16 protein-coding genes are annotated in these 18,970 nt (G+C 53.4%); 5 read left to right on the top strand and 11 right to left on the bottom strand.

Annotated elements, in window-relative coordinates; all coding sequences use genetic code 11:
- Nucleotides 1-435 precede the first annotated feature (435 nt).
- A complete protein-coding gene (locus ACEG18_RS02150) occupies nucleotides 436-2,310 on the top strand; it encodes a transglutaminase domain-containing protein (RefSeq protein WP_372541074.1) in 1,875 nt (624 codons plus the stop codon).
- 151 nt (nucleotides 2,311-2,461) lie between these two features.
- Nucleotides 2,462-3,586, top strand: coding sequence for a UDP-galactopyranose mutase (gene glf, locus ACEG18_RS02155; protein WP_372541075.1), 1,125 nt, complete (start codon nucleotides 2,462-2,464; stop codon nucleotides 3,584-3,586).
- 216 nt (nucleotides 3,587-3,802) lie between these two features.
- Here glf and wzx read toward each other — a convergent pair whose 3' ends face one another.
- The 11 genes from wzx to ACEG18_RS02210 form a co-directional block, all read right to left on the bottom strand.
- The gene (wzx, locus tag ACEG18_RS02160; RefSeq protein WP_372541076.1) at nucleotides 3,803-5,233 is read right to left on the bottom strand and encodes an O-unit flippase-like protein; all 1,431 of its coding nucleotides are present in this window, start codon (nucleotides 5,231-5,233) and stop codon (nucleotides 3,803-3,805) included.
- Nucleotides 5,226-6,458, bottom strand: a complete 1,233-nt coding sequence (locus tag ACEG18_RS02165; protein WP_372541077.1) for an O-antigen ligase family protein — start codon at nucleotides 6,456-6,458, stop codon at nucleotides 5,226-5,228. Before ACEG18_RS02165 ends, wzx begins: the two co-directional genes overlap by 8 nt.
- Nucleotides 6,458-7,564, bottom strand: a complete 1,107-nt coding sequence (locus ACEG18_RS02170) for a glycosyltransferase family 2 protein (RefSeq protein ID WP_372541078.1) — start codon at nucleotides 7,562-7,564, stop codon at nucleotides 6,458-6,460. Before ACEG18_RS02170 ends, ACEG18_RS02165 begins: the two co-directional genes overlap by 1 nt.
- On the bottom strand, nucleotides 7,561-8,619 hold the full coding sequence (locus tag ACEG18_RS02175; RefSeq protein ID WP_372541079.1) for an NAD-dependent epimerase/dehydratase family protein: 1,059 nt from the start codon (nucleotides 8,617-8,619) through the stop codon (nucleotides 7,561-7,563). Before ACEG18_RS02175 ends, ACEG18_RS02170 begins: the two co-directional genes overlap by 4 nt.
- Nucleotides 8,620-8,635: 16 nt before the next feature.
- On the bottom strand, nucleotides 8,636-9,352 hold the full coding sequence (locus ACEG18_RS02180; protein ID WP_372541080.1) for an IspD/TarI family cytidylyltransferase: 717 nt from the start codon (nucleotides 9,350-9,352) through the stop codon (nucleotides 8,636-8,638).
- Between the two features lie 2 nt (nucleotides 9,353-9,354).
- Nucleotides 9,355-10,293 carry a LicD family protein gene (locus tag ACEG18_RS02185; protein WP_372541081.1) on the bottom strand — a complete coding sequence of 313 codons (939 nt, stop codon included), beginning with the start codon at nucleotides 10,291-10,293 and terminating at the stop codon, nucleotides 9,355-9,357.
- A 15-nt stretch (nucleotides 10,294-10,308) separates the two neighbouring features.
- The gene (locus ACEG18_RS02190; protein WP_372541082.1) at nucleotides 10,309-11,118 is read right to left on the bottom strand and encodes a DUF4422 domain-containing protein; all 810 of its coding nucleotides are present in this window, start codon (nucleotides 11,116-11,118) and stop codon (nucleotides 10,309-10,311) included.
- 4 nt (nucleotides 11,119-11,122) lie between these two features.
- A complete protein-coding gene (locus tag ACEG18_RS02195) occupies nucleotides 11,123-11,809 on the bottom strand; it encodes a sugar transferase (protein ID WP_372541083.1) in 687 nt (228 codons plus the stop codon).
- 100 nt (nucleotides 11,810-11,909) lie between these two features.
- Nucleotides 11,910-12,500, bottom strand: coding sequence for a hypothetical protein (locus tag ACEG18_RS02200; protein ID WP_372541084.1), 591 nt, complete (start codon nucleotides 12,498-12,500; stop codon nucleotides 11,910-11,912).
- 326 nt (nucleotides 12,501-12,826) lie between these two features.
- Nucleotides 12,827-14,590, bottom strand: a complete 1,764-nt coding sequence (thrS, locus tag ACEG18_RS02205; protein WP_117564580.1) for a threonine--tRNA ligase — start codon at nucleotides 14,588-14,590, stop codon at nucleotides 12,827-12,829.
- Nucleotides 14,591-14,813: 223 nt separating this feature from the next.
- The gene (locus ACEG18_RS02210; protein ID WP_055251579.1) at nucleotides 14,814-15,245 is read right to left on the bottom strand and encodes a double zinc ribbon domain-containing protein; all 432 of its coding nucleotides are present in this window, start codon (nucleotides 15,243-15,245) and stop codon (nucleotides 14,814-14,816) included.
- Between the two features lie 485 nt (nucleotides 15,246-15,730).
- Here ACEG18_RS02210 and ACEG18_RS02215 point away from each other — a divergent pair, with 485 nt between their 5' ends.
- From ACEG18_RS02215 to ACEG18_RS02225, 3 genes are read left to right on the top strand one after another with little or no spacing between them, the layout of a single operon-like run.
- Complete coding sequence (locus tag ACEG18_RS02215) at nucleotides 15,731-17,185, top strand: NAD(P)/FAD-dependent oxidoreductase (RefSeq protein ID WP_372541085.1); 1,455 nt, start codon at nucleotides 15,731-15,733, stop codon at nucleotides 17,183-17,185.
- 1 nt (nucleotide 17,186) lies between these two features.
- Complete coding sequence (locus tag ACEG18_RS02220) at nucleotides 17,187-18,533, top strand: NAD(P)/FAD-dependent oxidoreductase (protein ID WP_372541086.1); 1,347 nt, start codon at nucleotides 17,187-17,189, stop codon at nucleotides 18,531-18,533.
- 4 nt (nucleotides 18,534-18,537) lie between these two features.
- Nucleotides 18,538-18,936 (top strand): DUF1667 domain-containing protein, encoded by a 399-nt coding sequence (locus ACEG18_RS02225; protein WP_372541087.1) that lies wholly within the window; start codon nucleotides 18,538-18,540, stop codon nucleotides 18,934-18,936.
- Nucleotides 18,937-18,970: the final 34 nt, after the last annotated feature.

Consider the following 18,970-nt stretch of genomic DNA (forward strand, 5'->3'; position numbering starts at 1 on the left):
CCTGCATGAAAACATAATTAGACTCAATCGCTTTCGCCCGGTACAAAGTCATCCACATCGAATACCTGTTCGAAATTAACAAAAGATTTTGCTTGACCAACATGTTGAGACGCCTGCTTATTGCCCGGTCGTAAGCCGCAATAAACTAGGCAGCAGCCTCGCTGACTTTTCCTGAAAGGCCTCAGTGCCGAGTCTCGAAGAAGCGGAAGACGGCCTCATGTTGAAGCTGCCGCATCGCGTGTAGTCAACCCAGCTCGGGTCAGAGCGCCGTCGAGGACTAAAACAGGCCCGCTCCCTCCCCCTCCCCAACATTCCCCAGAAAGTTCGCTGATGTTGATTGGGGTTCCCGTAAAATAATCCCCAACTAAATATGTGCGGAGTGCTGGCCTGGAGCTGCCTTCGGACCCTATTGGCTGCTCACCGAGAGGCTCCGCTATGAAACGACCCCTTTACTACCTGCTCTGCGCGATCGCGTGCACGTCCATGGTCGGCGCGACGATGCCTATGGCAGCCATTGCGGAGGCGATTCGGCCTCAAGAAACAGCCGAGCAGCAGGCGCAAGCCGACGCCACGAACAGCGACACAGGCAAGGCTGAAGACGGCACCAACGCAAATACGACAGCAGATACCGTAGAGGACAGCACCGCAACATCCACTGGCACCAGCGCCGTCAACACGGAAAGCGCCGACGACACCGCCGCCGCAACCGGCACGGCCACCACAGCCCCCACCCCATCCCTCCGCACCCAAGCAAACCCCACGCCCGCCGCAATCTCCGTCACGTCACAAACCGGCTACGCCCACTCCGCCACGGCAACCCAAAACGGCGTCACCTTCACCGTTTCGTGGAACGACGCCCCCGCGGGCACCGCGACGACCTTCCACGTAACCCAGACCAACGGCTCGTCCCAGGCCAAGGCGCGCATGGACGTGCCCACCTATTGGGACGGCGGTAGCCAGGAAAGCGTCTGCGACGCGTCGCGCCCGGCATGGGCCAGCTACTACAACCTGGGCACCACAGGCCACGACTTCACCTTTGACTTCACGGCATCGGGCACGTACCGCATCCACTTCTACTTTATGGACCACGACGGAAACGACCCCCAAAACGACAAGGGGGTCTACTACCTGCGCACCACGGCGGAGGTGACCGTAAACGACGCCGCCCACCCAAGCGTCACGCAGATCGTCAACAACGCCGTGACCCAGTGCAGGCAAGAGACAAACGGCTCGGAATACGACATGGCGCTGTGGCTCCACGACTGGACGCTCGACCAGCTTGAGTACGACCACAACCTCAACTGGTGCTCGGCCGAAAGCGGCCTCACGCGCCACCAGGGCACCTGCGAGAGCTACCAGCGCATCTACTCCAAGCTCCTTAACGCAGCGGGCATCGCCAACGGCCACATCACCGGAAACGGTCACACCTGGAACGCCGTAAAGATCGACGGCAAATGGTGCCAGATGGACCTAACCTGGGACGACACTAGCGACAACTGGTACGGAGACCTGGACCAGCGCCATCTGTACTTTGGCCTGACAGACGAGCTCATGGCAATCGCCCACTCCGACCATGCGGCAAACTACCAAAAGGGCAGCTATGCCTATCGCTCAACCGACCTGTCCAACAATTACTTTGTGCGAAACGGCAAGGCCGATGAATGGGCCGAGAAGTATGCCGACCGCATTCAGCAGCACCTGGATGCCAAAGAAGAGAACTTTTCAATCGATGCCGACAACCAGTCCTTCCCGCCGAGCATCTCGAGGATTCAGAACGGGATTGTTGCTTATGCGATGAATCAGAGAGAGCGGAAGACCGACGATGCCAAAGTTGGGCTTAGCGTGACATCAAACGTCACCAAGGAATCGAACAACAAATGGAGCGCTAAGTACGACCTGAAAGCTGAATACAAAATAGCAGCTTTGGAAAGGGTCATTGACGACGGCCGCTACCGAGTCGCGTCCTCCCTCGACGGGGGGATGGCCGTCTCGGCCTCCGCCTCCGGCTGCTCCCTGTCGGCCCGCGCCGGCTCCCTCTCCTTCGAGCGCGACGCGGCCACGGGCCTGTACAGGATCTACTCGGGCGGCATGCTGCTGACCGAGTCGGGCGACCAGGCCGTCCTGGCCTCCCCCGACGGGTCGGCCTCGCAGCTGTGGCGCGTCTCGGCCAGCGGAGGCGGCCACGCGGTGACGTCCGCCTCGGGGCTGGCGCTCGACGACCGCGGCCGCGGCACGGACGAGGGCAACGAGGTTTGGCTCTACGAGCCCAACGGCACCCCCGCCCAGGAGTGGCTGACAATAGCGATTTGAGGCCCCATACAGCAATCGTACACAGCCTCAAATTGAATTATTTTCTGCCTTATCTGCTACACTGCTAATTGGAACTAATTCACCAGCACAACTCAACCTGCTGCGCTTGTTCCGCAACACCACCCAACACCAAATCAAAAGGAGCTTATCCATGTCCCAGTACGATTACCTCGTCGTCGGCGCCGGCCTCTCGGGCGCCGTCTTCGCCAACGCCGCCAAGCGCGCCGGCAAGTCGGTCCTGGTCATCGACCGCCGCGATCACATCGCCGGCAACGTCTACACCGAGGACGTCGAGGGCATCCAGGTCCACCGCTACGGCGCGCATATCTTCCACACCTCCATGAGGGACGTCTGGGACTACGTCAACCGCTTCGCCGAGTTCAACAACTACGTCAACTCGCCGGTCGCAAACTTCCACGGCAGCATGTACAACATGCCCTTCAACATGAACACCTTCGCCAAGATGTGGCCGGGCGTCGTCACGCCGGCAGACGCCAAGGCCAAGATCGCCGAGCAGGTGGCCGCCGAGAACATCGGAGAGCCGGCAAACCTCGAGGAGCAGGCGCTGTCGCTCGTCGGCCGCGACATCTTCGAGACGCTCGTGAAGGGCTATACCGAGAAGCAGTGGGGCCGCGACTGCCGCGACCTGCCCGCGAGCATCATCAAGCGCCTCCCCTGCCGCTTCACCTACGACAACAACTACTTCAACGACCGCTACCAGGGCATCCCCATGGGCGGCTACACCAAGATGGTCGCCAACATGCTCGAGGGCGTCGAGGTGCGCTGCGGCGTGGAGTACAAGGAGCTGGTCGCCGCCGAGCCCGGCATCGCCGCCAAGACGATCTACTGCGGCCCCATCGACGCGTTCTACGACTTCAAGCTGGGCACGCTCGAGTACCGCAGCCTGCGCTTTGAGACCGAGACGCTCGACGAGCAGGACCACCAGGGCGTGGCCGTGGTCAATTACACCGAGCGCGAGATCCCCTACACCCGCATCATCGAGCACAAGCACTTTGAGTTCGGCACGCAGGATAAGACCGTCATCACGCGCGAGTACCCGGCGGACTGGAAGCCCGGCGACGAGCCCTACTACCCCATCAATGATGCCAAGAACGAGGCCCTCTACAGGCAGTACGAGGAGCTGGCTACGCAGGAGGGCGACGTGGTCTTTGCCGGTCGCCTGGGCGGTTACAAGTACTACGACATGGACAAGGCCATCGCCGCGGCCTTCGAGCTCGTCCGCAACGAGCTGGGCGTGGAGCCCACGGAGGCGTAGTTAACCATTTGAGAGTCAACGCGTCAATCAATAAAAATTAATTTATGGGGATGCTACAACAGATCTGCATCCCCATTATTTACAACAGTTGCGTCAACGTTTCTGTTCTACAAAAGTGGGGCACCGACTTTCGCCGATGCCCAAACCCATTCATGCAAATGGAGTGAAATAAAATATGAAGATGACAAAAGCCGAACTGAGTCTAATAGAGTTTCGTCATGCCCGCAATCGAGTAAAACGGCTAACAAATTTAGCAATCCACAATTGAACGCCCTCTATAACAACCTCTCGATAAGAGCTTCCCAGTTTCTTACATAGGTACACGGGCCATTTCCAATTATTATAGGCTAACTGAGAAATTGCCTGACCTAATATAATACCCCAAGCCCCCAAGCCAAAAGAACCAGAAAACAGACAAACAAGAACGCAGCCAAAAATAGATGCAATAATATATCCCCACATATAAGGAATCTCGTTCATGCTGATAATGTAATTGCAAAAAATAGAATGCTGCTGAAGAAGCCCGACATATAAACACATTACAAGAAACAAAGCATAGTCAATATCAATGCCAGGCTTGAATAATGGTAAGAGAGGAAAAATAACAACACAGACACCAGCAGTGCCAAGAATAAAGAGAATCCAATAACCTACAATCCCAGACGATACAAATTTCCTCTGTTTACCAGATTCACCCTCCGCATAAGCTGACTGCATAGCAGGATAAAAAGACTTTGGATACGTAGATGCAAAATTGTAAATTGCATTAGCGAACTGCAGGAGAATGGAATAAGTACCAGTCTCAGATAGTCCGAGAAAGATAGAACTCAAAATACTCATGGCTTGAGTGGAAGCATAAAGAGAAAGCTGAACCAAGCCATCACGCCATGCGACATGGAAAATGGTAGAAAAAATCTCCTGAATTGAAGAGAAGTTAACCGGCAGCTTATCCAAACGCCGGCCCTCTTCAATCTCTCGATGTTTACTTAGTATAATCAAAGCGGAAACCCTAAGAAGTACAGCATTCATAAGAAACCCAATGGATGCGCCAACAAGCCCAAAGCCCGCAACGAGCATTACGCCACTAATAAAGAGCTGACTTACTCTACCAATTACGACCGCCTTATTTTCTCCGGCAATATCCCCATATCCTCTTAATACCGTGATCGACCAAAGAAAATAGAGATTGAGAAATATAGAAAAACAGAAGAGAGCCCATGAAAGCCAAACATCAGCGAAATTCATATTAGAAGCAACGTAGAAAATATATACCGAGCCAGCCGTGGCAAGCAGAAGCAACACAACGACAGCAAGAATCGCGTATATAACCTTGGAAGCCTTAATTACCGTATTCAAAAGATGCCAATCAATACCATCTTCAACTGACTCTTTATCACACCCTTTAACGGAAAGACGACGGGCACCGCTCACCACATATACGATATTTCGAGCAAAGGTTGGATTGAAACCAAACTCAAAGAGCATGGCAAAATTAGAGAGAGCAATGTAAACATACCAAAGTCCCAATTCCTCATCAGAGAGAAAGCGCATAAGCAACGGAAGAAGGATGAAACCACTTGCCATCGAAACTATTGTCCCAATGTAATTCCATATCACATCGGTTTTTCGCGTCACGATACTACTCATGTGGCACTCCAGCATATTTTTGAAAACCGACTTCCCTCTTATCGATTTTGGATAGAGAAAAGAGAAGCTCGGATCCGATCGCAAAAAGAAAATAATTACATTCGATGCGAACACCCAAAGTTTCGGTAAGACCGTATACCGACATTAAAACAATACCGAACAAGAGTGAGTCCCATTGATTTTGGCGAACCATTTTAATCAAAAGTGAAAATAGTCCAAATATAAATAAGGCAGACGGAATAATACCGTAACGCAAAATCAAATGGCAGTACGCGTTATCAACGACGAAATGATACGGTTTTCCATTTTCCCAATAGATTACAGGACTATCAATATAATTTGTACCAAATAGCGAGAGGCCCTTCATCTGATAATAGCCATGAGCCAATCTCAATCTTCCCGATAAAAGGTTATTCAAAACTGAATCTATTGAGCGAGCTGGGTTATAGTTAACCATAAAATAAAAGCTAATGAAAACAATCAAAACAACGGCGATAACAAAACCTATCGAAATGATTCTTCTTAAACGTTTGTTTTCCACTTTGTAGAAAACAAGCAATAGTAAAACTTGGAAAACAGCAAGAATTGCTGTTGATCTTGAATCCGACACAACCAAAATAAGAATGGCAGCAGATATAAGCAGCATTGATTGGAACAAAGGGGTTTTTCCAAATCGCAGAACAGAAATTGATGTGCACGCGAGAATAACATACATGCCGAAAATATTAGGGTGAGTAAAGCCCAACGACTGACGAGCAATACCTGAGCGAATTAGAATTAGATTTTCAATAATACCCGAGACAGCAAACAATGGCGCAATGACTAGGATCATGATCGACAGGACAAGTGAAATAATCGCAAGTTTATTCAATTCGACGCCCTCAGAGCAGACAATAAAGAGAGCAAGCCAAAATAACCATCCTTCCTGCGAATTCCTCCATGAAACAAAGCCAACAAGAACGACAAGTGCTGCCATTAGCCAGCCATTTACAGAAGCCTTTTGAAGAATAAATTTAAAAATCAAAAGGCAAAGAATTGCCAGGCTGAGAATATTTGACAAAAGTGAAACCGGAATAAAGAGAAATTCAACGAATGTCGTTCGATCGAGAATACAGCTGAAAAAATACAAGGCGTAAGCGAGGTAGAATACAAACTCCCCTATGCTCATGCATCCAATAACGGAGGCAGCATTGCCTGTTTTTCCATTTATTCCAATATCACTCATTAATGCGTGTCCTTATCAATTAGAACTTTCCCCGCTAGGTGGTCTTTGACCACAGTTCTTAATCCCCAAAATAGATAGGCAAAGGTAAAGAAACCTTTTTTACAAAGAATCGTGAATACTTGAAGCCAGAGAGAAAGACAGTAACCTTCGAAACAATGCTCAGAAAAACACCCTTGATCGGAAGCAAAGGAAAGAAGCCGCACGCTCGATTTTTTTGCCCCAATCAGACCTGAGTTTCGAACAAAAGTCTCAATACCCTGGGCAGTTAAAAAAGCGCATCGTGAAATAAATGACACCTGTTCATCTTCTAAAGAACATGTTGACATGATTCCCTTAATGGAGCGCTCCCATGGGTCAACCTCAATCGAATGAACAGCAGACCCTTGGTATTGGTAATACCAATACCAGACATTAGAAGCAATTGCCATCGTTTTGCATTTTTCAATAAACCTGTAATTAAAGAGCGTATCTTCGCCGATAGGAATATCCTCTTCAAAACGCAGGGTCTCAAGAATATCAGCACGATAAAGCTTTGCAACAGGTCCACGACCATTAAAATCAGGCAAAGAGTCGAAGCAATACTTCGCATGTCCAAGCATTTGAAATTTTGCTGCCATCAATTCACGAGACTCATCAAGGATGCAATAGTCGCATGCATCGCAGCAGTCGGTCGGAGAATCACCGAAAAATAGATGGGCGACTCCACCACAGACAAGATCTACATTCTCTCCCAATGCAATCTGGAGAGCCTGATTAATAAACGAAGGATTCAATTCATCATCAGAATCAGAGAAAGCAACCCATTCACCCTGAGCTTCGCGGATTCCGATGTTTCTAGCGTGTGATACGCCTTTATGGCCTCCCTTAACAATTCGCGCACGAGCCTCCCCCGATACAAGTCTCTGCTCAACGGTTAAACACTCATCATCGCTTCCATCATCAACGATGATGAATTCAACATTGGAGTAACTTTGATTAAATAACGACAAGAGGCATCTCTCAAGCGCTTTAACCGGGGCGTTAAAGACGGGAACAACAATCGAAACAAGAGGATCTTTGTCATCTCCATTTAGATTAGATTGTATATCGAGCTTTGCGCTCCTCATTCCGCCTCCAAGTTTTGGAGAACGGAAAGCGTCTCAGCCACACCATCTTTTATTCCCTTAAATGGAATCCATCCAAGTTCTCTCATTTTGCTACCGTCCATGAGCGCAATCGAAGCTTTTGAGTACCCTGCTGCTTCCTCAGCATCTGGCAAATCAAAAACAACTTCAACGTTTCCAGCTGAAGCAACCATCATTGCCAGATCACGTAAGGTGACATCCGAAGAAGGGTCAGCAAGGTTATATGCTTCGCCATCTACACCAAGTAGCAGCGCGTAAAGCAATCCGGAAACAGCATCTGCAACATGTAAATATGAAAAGTGTTGAGTTCCACTACTCTTAAGTACCACATTTTGGTGACAAAGCGCCTTATGCATAAACTGAGAGAGCGCCTTAGAATCATCGGGAAGTAGAGTTGGTCCGTATACTCGGGCTATGCGAGCAATAACAGTTTCAACAGATTTCTGTGAACGGTAAGCCTGGCACATAGTCTCGCCAAGACGTTTCGACTCTGTATAGCAGGCGCGAAGAGTATTGCAGTCAATATATCCACAATACTCCTCGTCAAATCGTTCAACATCTCCACGGTTTTCTCCATACACCTCAACAGAAGAGGCGAAAAGCAATCTTGCACCGTGTTCTGAGGAATACTCAAGCAAATTATGAAGTCCGTCAACATTTGAGCAAATAGTGCCGACAGGGTTACTCGCATATTGACGTGGATGCGTAGAGCTAGCAAGGTGGATAACAAAATCTGAAGGACCTGACGGCATTACCCCTCTTTCGGTAATATCCATCTCCTCAAATTTAAATAAAGCATTATCAAAATAAGGCAACCTGGCACGAGCTTTCTCCTCACTTCTACCGATAGCAAGGATGCGACAACCAAGGTGATTAATTCTATTTTTCCTCATAATAACGTCTATGAGAAATGAGCCTATCATTCCAGTAGCGCCAGAAAGAGAAAGGGTCTTCCCTGCAAGTTTTTCCCATGGGAGATCTTGGCTACAAATTGAATCTAGCTCTGAGATGTATATGTTAGATTCGAGTCTATTCATTAGAAATACCCTACTTTTAATCCCTACATCCTGAAGTGGCTAAATAAGCGCGGAAAGTGTCGAGGTTCTCAGGGGTAGTTAGCTTAATATTCTTATCCGAACCAGCAGCAAAATGTAGAGTTTCGCCAAGCTCAACCATCATCGTATTGGTGTAATGCGAATCGTAAATACCAATACCCTCAGCAAAAGCCTTCTTATAGGATTTCAATAAATTACCGTAGCGATATGCCTGCGGAGTAGAAACACGACGAAGAGTCTCTCTCGGAATAAATTTGTCGGTAGTTGATTCATCGTCTTGATTAACAACAAATATTTGTTCGTTATAAGGCAAGCTTGTAACAGCATTACCATATTTTTGGCAAACACGAATCACGTCGGTAATCACGTCCGAATCCAACATCGGTCTCACGCCATCGTGAATAATAGCAATGTCATCATTAGACAGAATTCCCTCGAGCCCATATACGCCATTGCGAATAGACTCCTGACCAGTCTTTCCACCTTTAACAACCCATTTTAATTTAGAAATACCGAACTGCTTTGCATATGCTTTGAGAATGTCTTCCCAGCCATCGATACAAACAACTTCAATAGCCTCGACCTGCGGATGCGCCTGGAATGCCTCAAGTGTATATATTAAAACAGGCTTATCGCGCACATTAATAAACTGTTTGGGGATTTGCTGGCCCATACGAGAACCGACGCCGCCAGCGATTACAATTGCAACGTTCATTTTTACAAATCCTCACTCTCGATATTTGAGTACTTTCCTAAATCAAACTCATAGACAACATGTACTTCTCGGTCCTCTAATGGCGGTGGCGTCATGTAATCGGGCCCATAAAGCGCTTCCATATAAACCTTGAAATCATTGGGCACTGGAAGCAGAAGTCCTTCAAACTCACCCGGCTCTGTTGGAAAAAATGCATCGCGACTATATAGCTCACCAAAATAGTGTTTGCGTCCAGTCGGTATTGAAATGTACTTACTGCTACTATTGCGATACTTGGAATTCCATCGATTCCAAAGCGCCACCCATTTTTCAGGGGTGTAGAAAGAAAACAACTTCCCGATCATTTCCTTACGCTTAAAGACTTTTAAGGCAGATTCGTTGCCGGCAACCAAAGAGTTATATAAATCTGCATGCGCCTCAAAGCGACGACACGAATAGCAGAACCCCAGAGCCATAGATACAAAGCCATGAATTCCGCGGCAAATAAAATTATCTGGAACACTTTCGAGTAGAAAAATATCGATATAAGCACCGCAACTCGAACTAGGAAGACCGATATCATCTCTGTTTCGGACAATGGTTCCGTTAAGACGCATTCTCGCAAAGCCCAAATCATAACCATCGGTCAAACCAGGAATTTGAATGGTGTATTTACCTGGGAATAAAGAATTGATGGCATCAACAAACTTTGTCAAATCATCATGAATCAAATTAATGTCAATATCATCGTCCCATGGAATAAATCCATGATGGCGAAGAGACCCGAGGCAGGTGCCGCCACTTAAGGTCCATCGAGCTTCAGCTTTATTTGCAGCAACCTGAAAATCTTGAAGCATCATTTTAAGAACATTTTGAAGCGAGCAGAGTGAATCTCCCGTCAGCTCGATTGTTGAGCTTGTGTTCTTTATATGTTTAAACAATTCAAAAGTTGATAAACCCATTATTAATTATCCGACCTAAAAACTACGTTTATATTTTTTGCCAAAAAACTTGGCTGCCAAAAAACCGCTACCCTTAGCAATCCAGTCAACTGGTTCCGGGCTGATGGTAGGCATTTCTGCCAACTTGATGTCATTTGTCGACAACCAGGTATCTAGTAACATCTCGCTGATGCGACCAGGCCATCGAGCATTGAACGCATCGTATTCTGTTGAATCCAAAGAACTTTCTATTTTCTCGAGCACAAAGAAGAGCCACTCGCAATAAGCGTTAAATACAACGCCTTCAGCAACGAACATGTTAAACATATGAGCTTTGGTGCCAGACATTTCACGTTCGAAGGCGGGAATATATTTGGGGCAATAACAATTAAGTGCCGCTCGCGTTGCATCTAGCTGTTCACCCGGAAGAGTATGACGATAGTGCGCCTCAACGGTATCGATATAATAGTTACGAGCTTTGGGAACGATTACCTGTGAATTTGTTGAGTCAAATACTTCCTTAAAATCCTCGCTACCCGCAATTAGATCAAAAGGATTTTTGGATTTTGCCTTTGACGGATCAATGGTTTTAAAATGCCGCCTGTAGTGTACCAAGCCCTTATAAAGGGAACTACAATTCTTCCAAAGCCAGTACATCCCAGTAAGCTCAGAATAAGAAGCGTTTTTTTGAGAGATATTATCCCCCAGGTTATCCTGCTGCATGTCCAAACAAACTTCCGGATGCAAATCTGCCCCAACGTGAAGAGGGAGATAACACTTATCATTCGGCATGCAATACGGCTTATGAGCTGCAACAGCAACCGTAATATCCTTCTGTGAAGACAATTGTCTACCTTCCACTTTTACGTTTTCCAAACATGGCACCAAAAGTGCCAGCGAAGCATTTCCAGTCCATACGGAAGCAGCGATTCTGAACGTAGCGAAGTTCTATCTTTTGCCTCAGACCACTCTCAAAGGTCGCTTCATTGCGATCAGTCGCTTGCCAAAGTCCAGTAATTCCAGGCTGAACTGAGAGCAGTTCAGCCTTTTCTTCATCCGAAAAATGCTGCTCAAGCTCATCCCTTGTAATGGGACGGGGGCCAATGACTGAAAGATCGCCGTTCAGCACATTGAGAAACTGAGGCATCTCATCGATGGAGCACTTGCGGATGATCTGACCGACTTTGGTAATACGTGGATCATCGTCGACCTTGCGCTCGACTTCCCACTGATGTAGCTGCTCGGGGCTCAGATACTTCTGTACATTGCCAGCGTCGACGACCATGCTGCGAAGCTTAAGAATCTTGATAGTCTTACCGCCCTTGCCGACGCGCTCCTGTGCGTACAGCGGGTTTCCGGGCGATTCCAGACAGATGAACGCACAGACAATGGCCACTGGAATTACCAGCACCACGCTCACGCAAAGGCTAAAAACAAAATCAAACAGCCTCTTCAAAAAACGGTAAGCCAGCGTACCGCTCGGTTGTATCTTCTGAAAGGTTAGCGACGCCACCACGGGCGCATTGCTCTCTGTCATTTCCTTAGCAGCCACAGTCAAACTTACGTCCCCATTCCCCAGGGATCCCCCAATCGGTAAATTCAAGAAATGCGAACAAATAGCTGATGCAACGTCTCCCTTACGTTTTGCTGGGAACGTCGAGCGGTAGTAGCTCCCTAAATGTGGAGTCGCCATCGCCCACGTCCACCAGGCACCAGCGCTTATGACGGTCGATCTTCTTCACGCGGGCCTCTTGCCCCACCAAGGGACCCTGCTCTATGTGCAACACGCCGTCTTCTATGCGCGCCACGCTGTTGCGCACCACGCCGTCGTCGTCGAGCACACTGCGGTACCAGTCCTGCGCATCGTCCGGCATGGGCATGTACGCCCGCTCCCTACTGCCGGCGATGCGGCAGCCAAAGCTCAACTGAGCCAAAGCCCTATCGAGCGCAGCGGCATCGCGCGTGGCGACGAAGAAGTATTCCTTGTACATGGGTTTGGTTTGGAGCGACCAGGCGCCGTCCCGCTTAAACCAGAACTCCTTTTGCATTACAAAAGCGTCCTGCATCAGCTCGTGCGGGATAATGCGGCGGACCTTTTCGCAGATCTCGCGCTCTTTTCCATTGGGGGTGTGGACCAGATACCAGCGGACTCGGCCGTGCTGGCTGTTGGTGATGGCGCCGTTAAATGCGCCCGGCAGCTGCTCTTGGCACCGTGCCGTCTGCTCCATGTTCTCGCCCCATCTTTTGGCTTTGCGATGCACGCAAATGCAGGGGCGTTTAGAACAGGCTTCTCGCTCACAGCTAGGCGCAGTCGCAAAAGTACAGGTTTTTGTATCTTTCGACAGACGACATTATACGAGCAATTAATCAGCGTTTGCCCAGATTACGCAAAATGTACTGCTAGTAGGTACATCTCCATACCCCTCTATAAAAACCTGTACCTTTTTGTGCAACAAAAAAAGCCGCTTAACCAGCGGCTTTTCTTATTTGGGCATGAAAAAAGGCGACCGCCCTTTGAGGACGGTCGCCTTTGTTAATTGTTGTGAAGTTTGCCTTAGGCGCGGGTCTTGATCTCCTCGAGCACCTTGGCAACAAACTCGTCAACGCTCATCTGAACGGTCTCATTGGAGCGATCGCGAACGGAGATGTTGCCGGCCTCGACCTCCTTCTCGCCAAGGATGAGCATGTAGGGCACGCGGTCGATGCTGCGAGCCTCGCGGATCTTGTAGCCGATCTTCTCGTCGCGGTCGTCGCAGACCACGCGAATGCCGGCCTCCTCCAGCTTGGCGCACACCTCGTGGGCGTAGTCGCGGCTCTTCTCGGAAACCGGAAGTGCCTTGACCTGCACGGGAGCCAGCCAGGTGGGGAACTTGCCCGCAAAATGCTCAATCAGAATACCGATGAAGCGCTCGATGGAGCCAAAGCATACGCGGTGTAGCATGATGGGGCGCTTCTTGGTGCCGTCGGCGTCCACGTACTCCAGATCAAAGTTGAGCGGCATCTGGAAGTCGAGCTGGACGGTGCCGCACTGCCAGGTACGGCCGAGCGAGTCCTCCAGGTGGAAGTCGATCTTGGGGCCGTAGAAGGCGCCGTCGCCCTCGTTGACCTCGTAGTCCATGCCCAGCTTCTCCAGAGCGGTACGCAGGCCCTCCTCAGCACGCGCCCAATCCTCGTCCGAGCCCATAGAGTCCTCGGGGCGGGTGGAAAGCTCAACGTGGTACTTAAAGCCAAACTTCTGGTACACGGAGTCGATGAGGTTGACCACGCCCACGATCTCGTCGGTCAGCTGGTCGGGACGCACAAACAGGTGGGCGTCGTCCTGGTTAAAGCAGCGCACGCGGAACAGACCGTGCAGGGCGCCGCGCAGCTCGTGGCGGTGTACCAGGCCAATCTCGCCGGCGCGAATGGGCAGCTCGCGATAGGAGTGCGGCTTGGAGGCGTACACCAGCACGCCGCCCGGGCAGTTCATGGGCTTAATGCAGTACTCTTCGTCGTCGATGACGGTGGAATACATGTTGTCCTTGTAGTGGTCCCAGTGGCCCGAGGTCTTCCACAGCTGCTTGTTCATGATGAGCGGCGTAGAGATCTCCACGTAGCCGGCCTTGTGGTGGATCTCGCGCCAGTAGTCCAGCAGCGTGTTCTTAAGGATCATGCCATTGGGCAGGAAGAACGGGAAGCCGGGGGCCTCGTCGCGCATCATAAAGAGATCCATCTCGCGGCCGATCTTGCGGTGGTCGCGCTTCTTGGCCTCCTCGAGCATGTGCATGTGCTCGTCGAGCTCTTCCTTGGTGGCAAAGGCGACGCCGTTGATGCGGGTGAGCATCTTGTTGTCCTTGTCGCCCTTCCAGTAGGCGCCCGAGACGCCGGTGAGCTTAAAGGCCTTCAGCGCCTTGGTGTAGCAGATGTGGGGGCCGACGCACATGTCGATGTAGTCGCCCTGCTGGTAGAAGGTGATGCGGGCGTCGTCGTCCAGGTCGCCGATGTGCTCGACCTTGTACTTCTCGCCGCGCTCCTCCATAAGGGCGATGGCCTCAGCGCGGGGCTTCTCGAACACGGTGAACTTGAGGTTCTCCTTGACGATCTTTTTCATCTCGGCCTCGATCGCGGGGAAGTCGTCCTCGCTGATCTTGACGCCCTCGGGCAGGTCGACGTCGTAGTAGAAGCCGTTGTCGGTCGCGGGGCCGTAGGCAAAGTCGGCCTGGGGGTACAGGCGCTTGATGGCCTGCGCCATGATGTGCGCGGCGGAGTGGCGGATGACGTGCGTGACCTCGTCCTGCGGGAGCTCGGCCACCGAACCGTCATTGTAGAGTGCCTTCATGGGTATGTTTTCTCCTCTCGGATGCCTGATGCAAGTGCGTGCGATGCGCTCGGCGTTTTAACTTGCATCATTATAGGCAGGTTGCCTTGGTATACAAGCGCCCGCCGCACCTTAATGGCACGGCGGGCGATTTTCTACGCATGCTTCATCGTGTGGGCGGGGTATGGGGCGCGCGTGGCTTGCGGCGTGCCCGTGGCTTGCGGCCGGCCCGGCGATGGATGCGTTACTGGATGCGAGTTCGGCAGTAGGGGCAGACCTTCCAGTGCGCATCGAGCGGGCGATGGCAGCTGGGGCACACGTTGCGAACCTGGGTATCGCACACCGGGCAGACGACGAAGTCCTTCTCGATGGGCGCGCCGCACTGCGGGCAGGTGCCGTACTGGGCAAGCTGACGCTCGCGCAGAGCCATGTCCAGCTCCTGCTCCTCGCGGTCGGACGCGTAGGAATGCGGGCGCAGGACCAGGTAGGCGATGAGGCCTACAAACGGGATGAGGGCGATGATGCCCCATGCCACGTAGGCGCTGGCGCCGCGGCGGCGAGCGTCGATGAACACATAGACGACCGACAGCACGTACAGGGCGATGATAAAGCCAACGAAGGCATAGACGACGCCCATAAGCTGCGGCGACATGAGCTCGGAGATGTACTTGGACATTACGGGTACCTTTCGGGATATTAACAGTCCGGTCAAGTTTACCACGGGGTTTGTTTATATGGGACCACGGCTAGGGGTGGGGCTGGCGCGGACACAAACATCTCAATCTGTAACAGGTGGGAGCGGAATTCGGGTCTAGATGTTACAGATCGAGACACAGGGGTCCCTCCCCGACTTCAATCTCGATCTGTAACATCTTGGGCCGCAAAACTCCTCTTACTGTTACAGATCGAGACATTCAAAATCCACCGGAAGGTTTGTCTCGATCTGTAACATCTAGAACCCAAATCCTCGTCTAACTGTTACAGGTCGAGACAAACGGTTGCCGTAGCTGTCGGCAGACGAGCTTGTCGACGTTGCTGGGTCTCCCCTCGCCTGCCGTTGGCGGGTGTTGCGGGGCTGTTCGCCGCATTGCCGCCGCGCTGGGGATGTGTAGACCGTAGGATAGTCTTATTGACAGCCTGTCAACTCGTCTGGGAGGCACTGTGACAGAAACGTTTGATATCGCTATCGTGGGCGCGGGCATCACCGGGTGCGCCATCGCGCGGCAGCTCGCGCGGTTTGACCTGTCCATTTGCGTGGTCGAGGCGGCTAACGATATTGCGCTGGGCGCGTCGAAGGCCAATGGCGGCCTGGTGCACGCCGGCTACGACCCGGCGCCGGGCACGGTAAAGGCGCAGGTCAACGCCCGTGGCTGCGAGTTGTACGGTACGTGGGCGCAGGAGCTGGGCTTTCTGTTCCGCCGCACCGGGTCGATGGTGTTGGGCTTTAACGACGAGGACCGCGCGCATCTTGAGCAGCTGCGGTGCAACGGCCTGGCCAACGGTGTGCCCGAGCTGTCGATCATCGGACCCGACCGCATCCACGAATTAGAGCCGCGCGCCAGTGCCGACGCTACGTGCGCGTTGTGGTGCCCCTCGACGGGCTTTGTCGACCCGTTTGAGGTTGCCATCGCCGCGCTGGAGAACGCCGTGGCCAACGGGGTGACGTTTATGCGGTCCGCGCCGGTGGAAGCGATTGAAGTTGCGGGCTCGGGCGACGACGCGCGCTTTACGCTGGCGACGCCCGCCGGAGACGTGCGCTGCCACTATCTGATCAACGCCGCGGGCAACGGCGCCGCCGACATCTCGCATATGGCGGGCGCCGAGGAGTTTCAGATGGTCTGGCGTCAGGGCAACATCGTGGTGCTGGACAAGGAACCGCGCACGCTCATGCCGCTCTACCCGGTGCCGACGCCGATATCGAAGGTTGTCATCGTCACGGGAACCGTACACGGCAACACCGTGATTACCGCGACGGCCGCCGTGCGCGAGCCGGGCGACACGCAGACCTATGCGAGCGATGTAAACGCGCTCCTGAACGGCGCGCGCAAGCTGGTGCCCGACCTGGAGACGCGCCGCGTGGTGCGTGCATTTGCCGGCGGGCGTCCGGTCATTAAGGGGACGAACGACTTTTTTATTGGGCAGTCGGCCGTGGTGCCGGGGCTGTTCCAGGCGGCGGGCATTCAGTCGCCGGGCGTGGCAAGCGCGCCGGCCATTGCCGAGCGCATGGAGCTTGTGATGCGTGAGGCGGGCGTGGAGCTGCACGAGCGGGCGGACTGGAACCCAATTCGCCGCGCGCCGGACGACTTTGACCGCGCACCGCTGGCGCGCAAGGAAGAACTCATTGAGTCCGATCCCGCGTGGGGCCAGATTGTCTGCCGCTGCGAGACGGTGCCCGAGGCCGAGATCGTGGCCGCGATTCGACGCCGCCCGGGCGCGGTTTCGGTCGAGGGCGCCAAGCGCCGTTGTCGTGCCGGCATGGGTCGGTGCCAAAGCGGCTTTTGCCAGAGCCGCGTGGTTGCGATCCTTGCCCGCGAGCTGGACTGCGACCCCAGCGAGGTGCTGCTAGAGGACTCAGGTTCTTGGCTGGTCGAGGGACCGCTGAAGGGGGTGCGCTAGGATGGCGGAATTCGGATCGAGCGCGATTGATTACGGCGTCGTAGAAGCCGTACAAACGCAAGCCTTCGACGTGGTCGTTATCGGCGGCGGACCTGCCGGCATGGCGGCCGCGCTAGCCGCTCATAAGGCCGGAGCGTGCGTGGCCATCGTGGAGCGCGAGCAGCACCTGGGCGGCATCCTGCGCCAGTGCATCCACCCCGGCTTTGGGCTGTCACACTTTAAGCAGGAGCTCACCGGTCCCGAGTACGCGCAGCGCTTTATCGACCAGGTGCGCGCAACCGACATTGCGCTGTTCCTGAACAGCATGGTGATTGGGATTGATTCAGGCGAGCCTACGGAAGACACCGCGGTCCACACCGTCACGCTCATGAGCCCTGCCGGCATGCTGCAGCTCACCGGACGGGCAGTCGTCCTTGCCATGGGTTGCCGTGAGCGCACCCGCAGCGAGATCAAGATCCCCGGCAGTCGTCCCGCCGGCGTGTTTACGGCCGGCTTGGCGCAGCGATACATCAATATCAAGAACCTCAAACCCGGCTCGCGCGCCGTCATTTTGGGCTCGGGCGATATCGGGCTGATCATGGCACGTCGCTGCACGCTCGAGGGAATTTCGGTCGAGGGTGTGTACGAGCTTATGCCGTACGCCAACGGTCTGCGCCGCAATGTGAAGAACTGCCTGGACGACTTTGCCATTCCGCTACATCTGTCCACCACCGTCACGCGCGTGTTCGGGCACGACCGCGTGGAGGCCGTCGAGGTGAGCCAAGTCGACGAGCGCCTGGCACCCATTCCGGGGACCGAGCGCGTTGTTCCGTGCGACACACTGCTACTTTCGGTGGGATTGATTCCCGAGAACGAGCTTTCGGTTGCCGCGGGCGTGGAGCTTGACCCGCGCACGCGAGGCGCCGTGGTGGACCAGAGCCTGCAGACGGGCGTACCAGGCATCTTTGCCTGCGGCAACGTGCTGCACGTGCACGACCTGGCAGACAATGTGACGGCTGAGTCCGAGAGGGCTGGCGCAGCTGCAGCGGCGTACGCGCTGGAAACCGGCGCGGGCCTCGTTCCGGACTGCGAGCTCACCGTCTCCCCTGCCGGCATTGCGGGATACACGCTGCCGGGACGCATTACGGCTGTGGCGCTCACCAAGCTCAACTTCCGCGTGCGCCGACCGGTCGATGCCGCCCGCGTGAGAATCTTGGCCGACGGCGAGGAACTGTTCGCCGGCAAGGTTCGCGCGTTTAAGCCGAGCGTCATGGAAAGCTACCCGCTGCCGGCAAAGGTGCTTCAGCAGGCGCTCGACATGGGTGCCAGCGAGCTTATTCTGTCCGTCGACCCCGTTGAGGAGGCGTAAGGCCATGAGCACGAATGTGACCGAGACATTGCAGTTCAACTGCACCACCTGCCCGTCCGAGTGCCTCCTGACCGTGGAGGTGGAGCGCGACGCCAATGGCGCCGTGGTGAAAGTGCGCTCCGTAATCGGCAACAACTGCCCGCGCGGCGATACGTTCGCGCATCAGGAGCTCACCTGCCCCATGCGCTTGCTCACGACGACCGTGGCCGTCTCCGGCGGCAACGAAGCCCTGCTCCCCGTGCGCACGGCCGAAGCCATCCCGCTGGCACTCCACACCCAAGCCATGGACCTCATCCGCGGCGTGGTCGTCGACGTCCCCATCCGCATGGGCGACGTCGTGCTAGAGAACCTCCTAGACACCAACATCGACCTCATCGCCAGCATGGACATCGACCCAGCCTAAGTAACTAATTAGGGACGGGGCTCTTTTAGCTACC

Origin of the sequence: Collinsella aerofaciens (assembly GCF_041537385.1) — a bacterium.
In the GTDB taxonomy this organism is placed as follows: domain Bacteria; phylum Actinomycetota; class Coriobacteriia; order Coriobacteriales; family Coriobacteriaceae; genus Collinsella; species Collinsella aerofaciens_BV.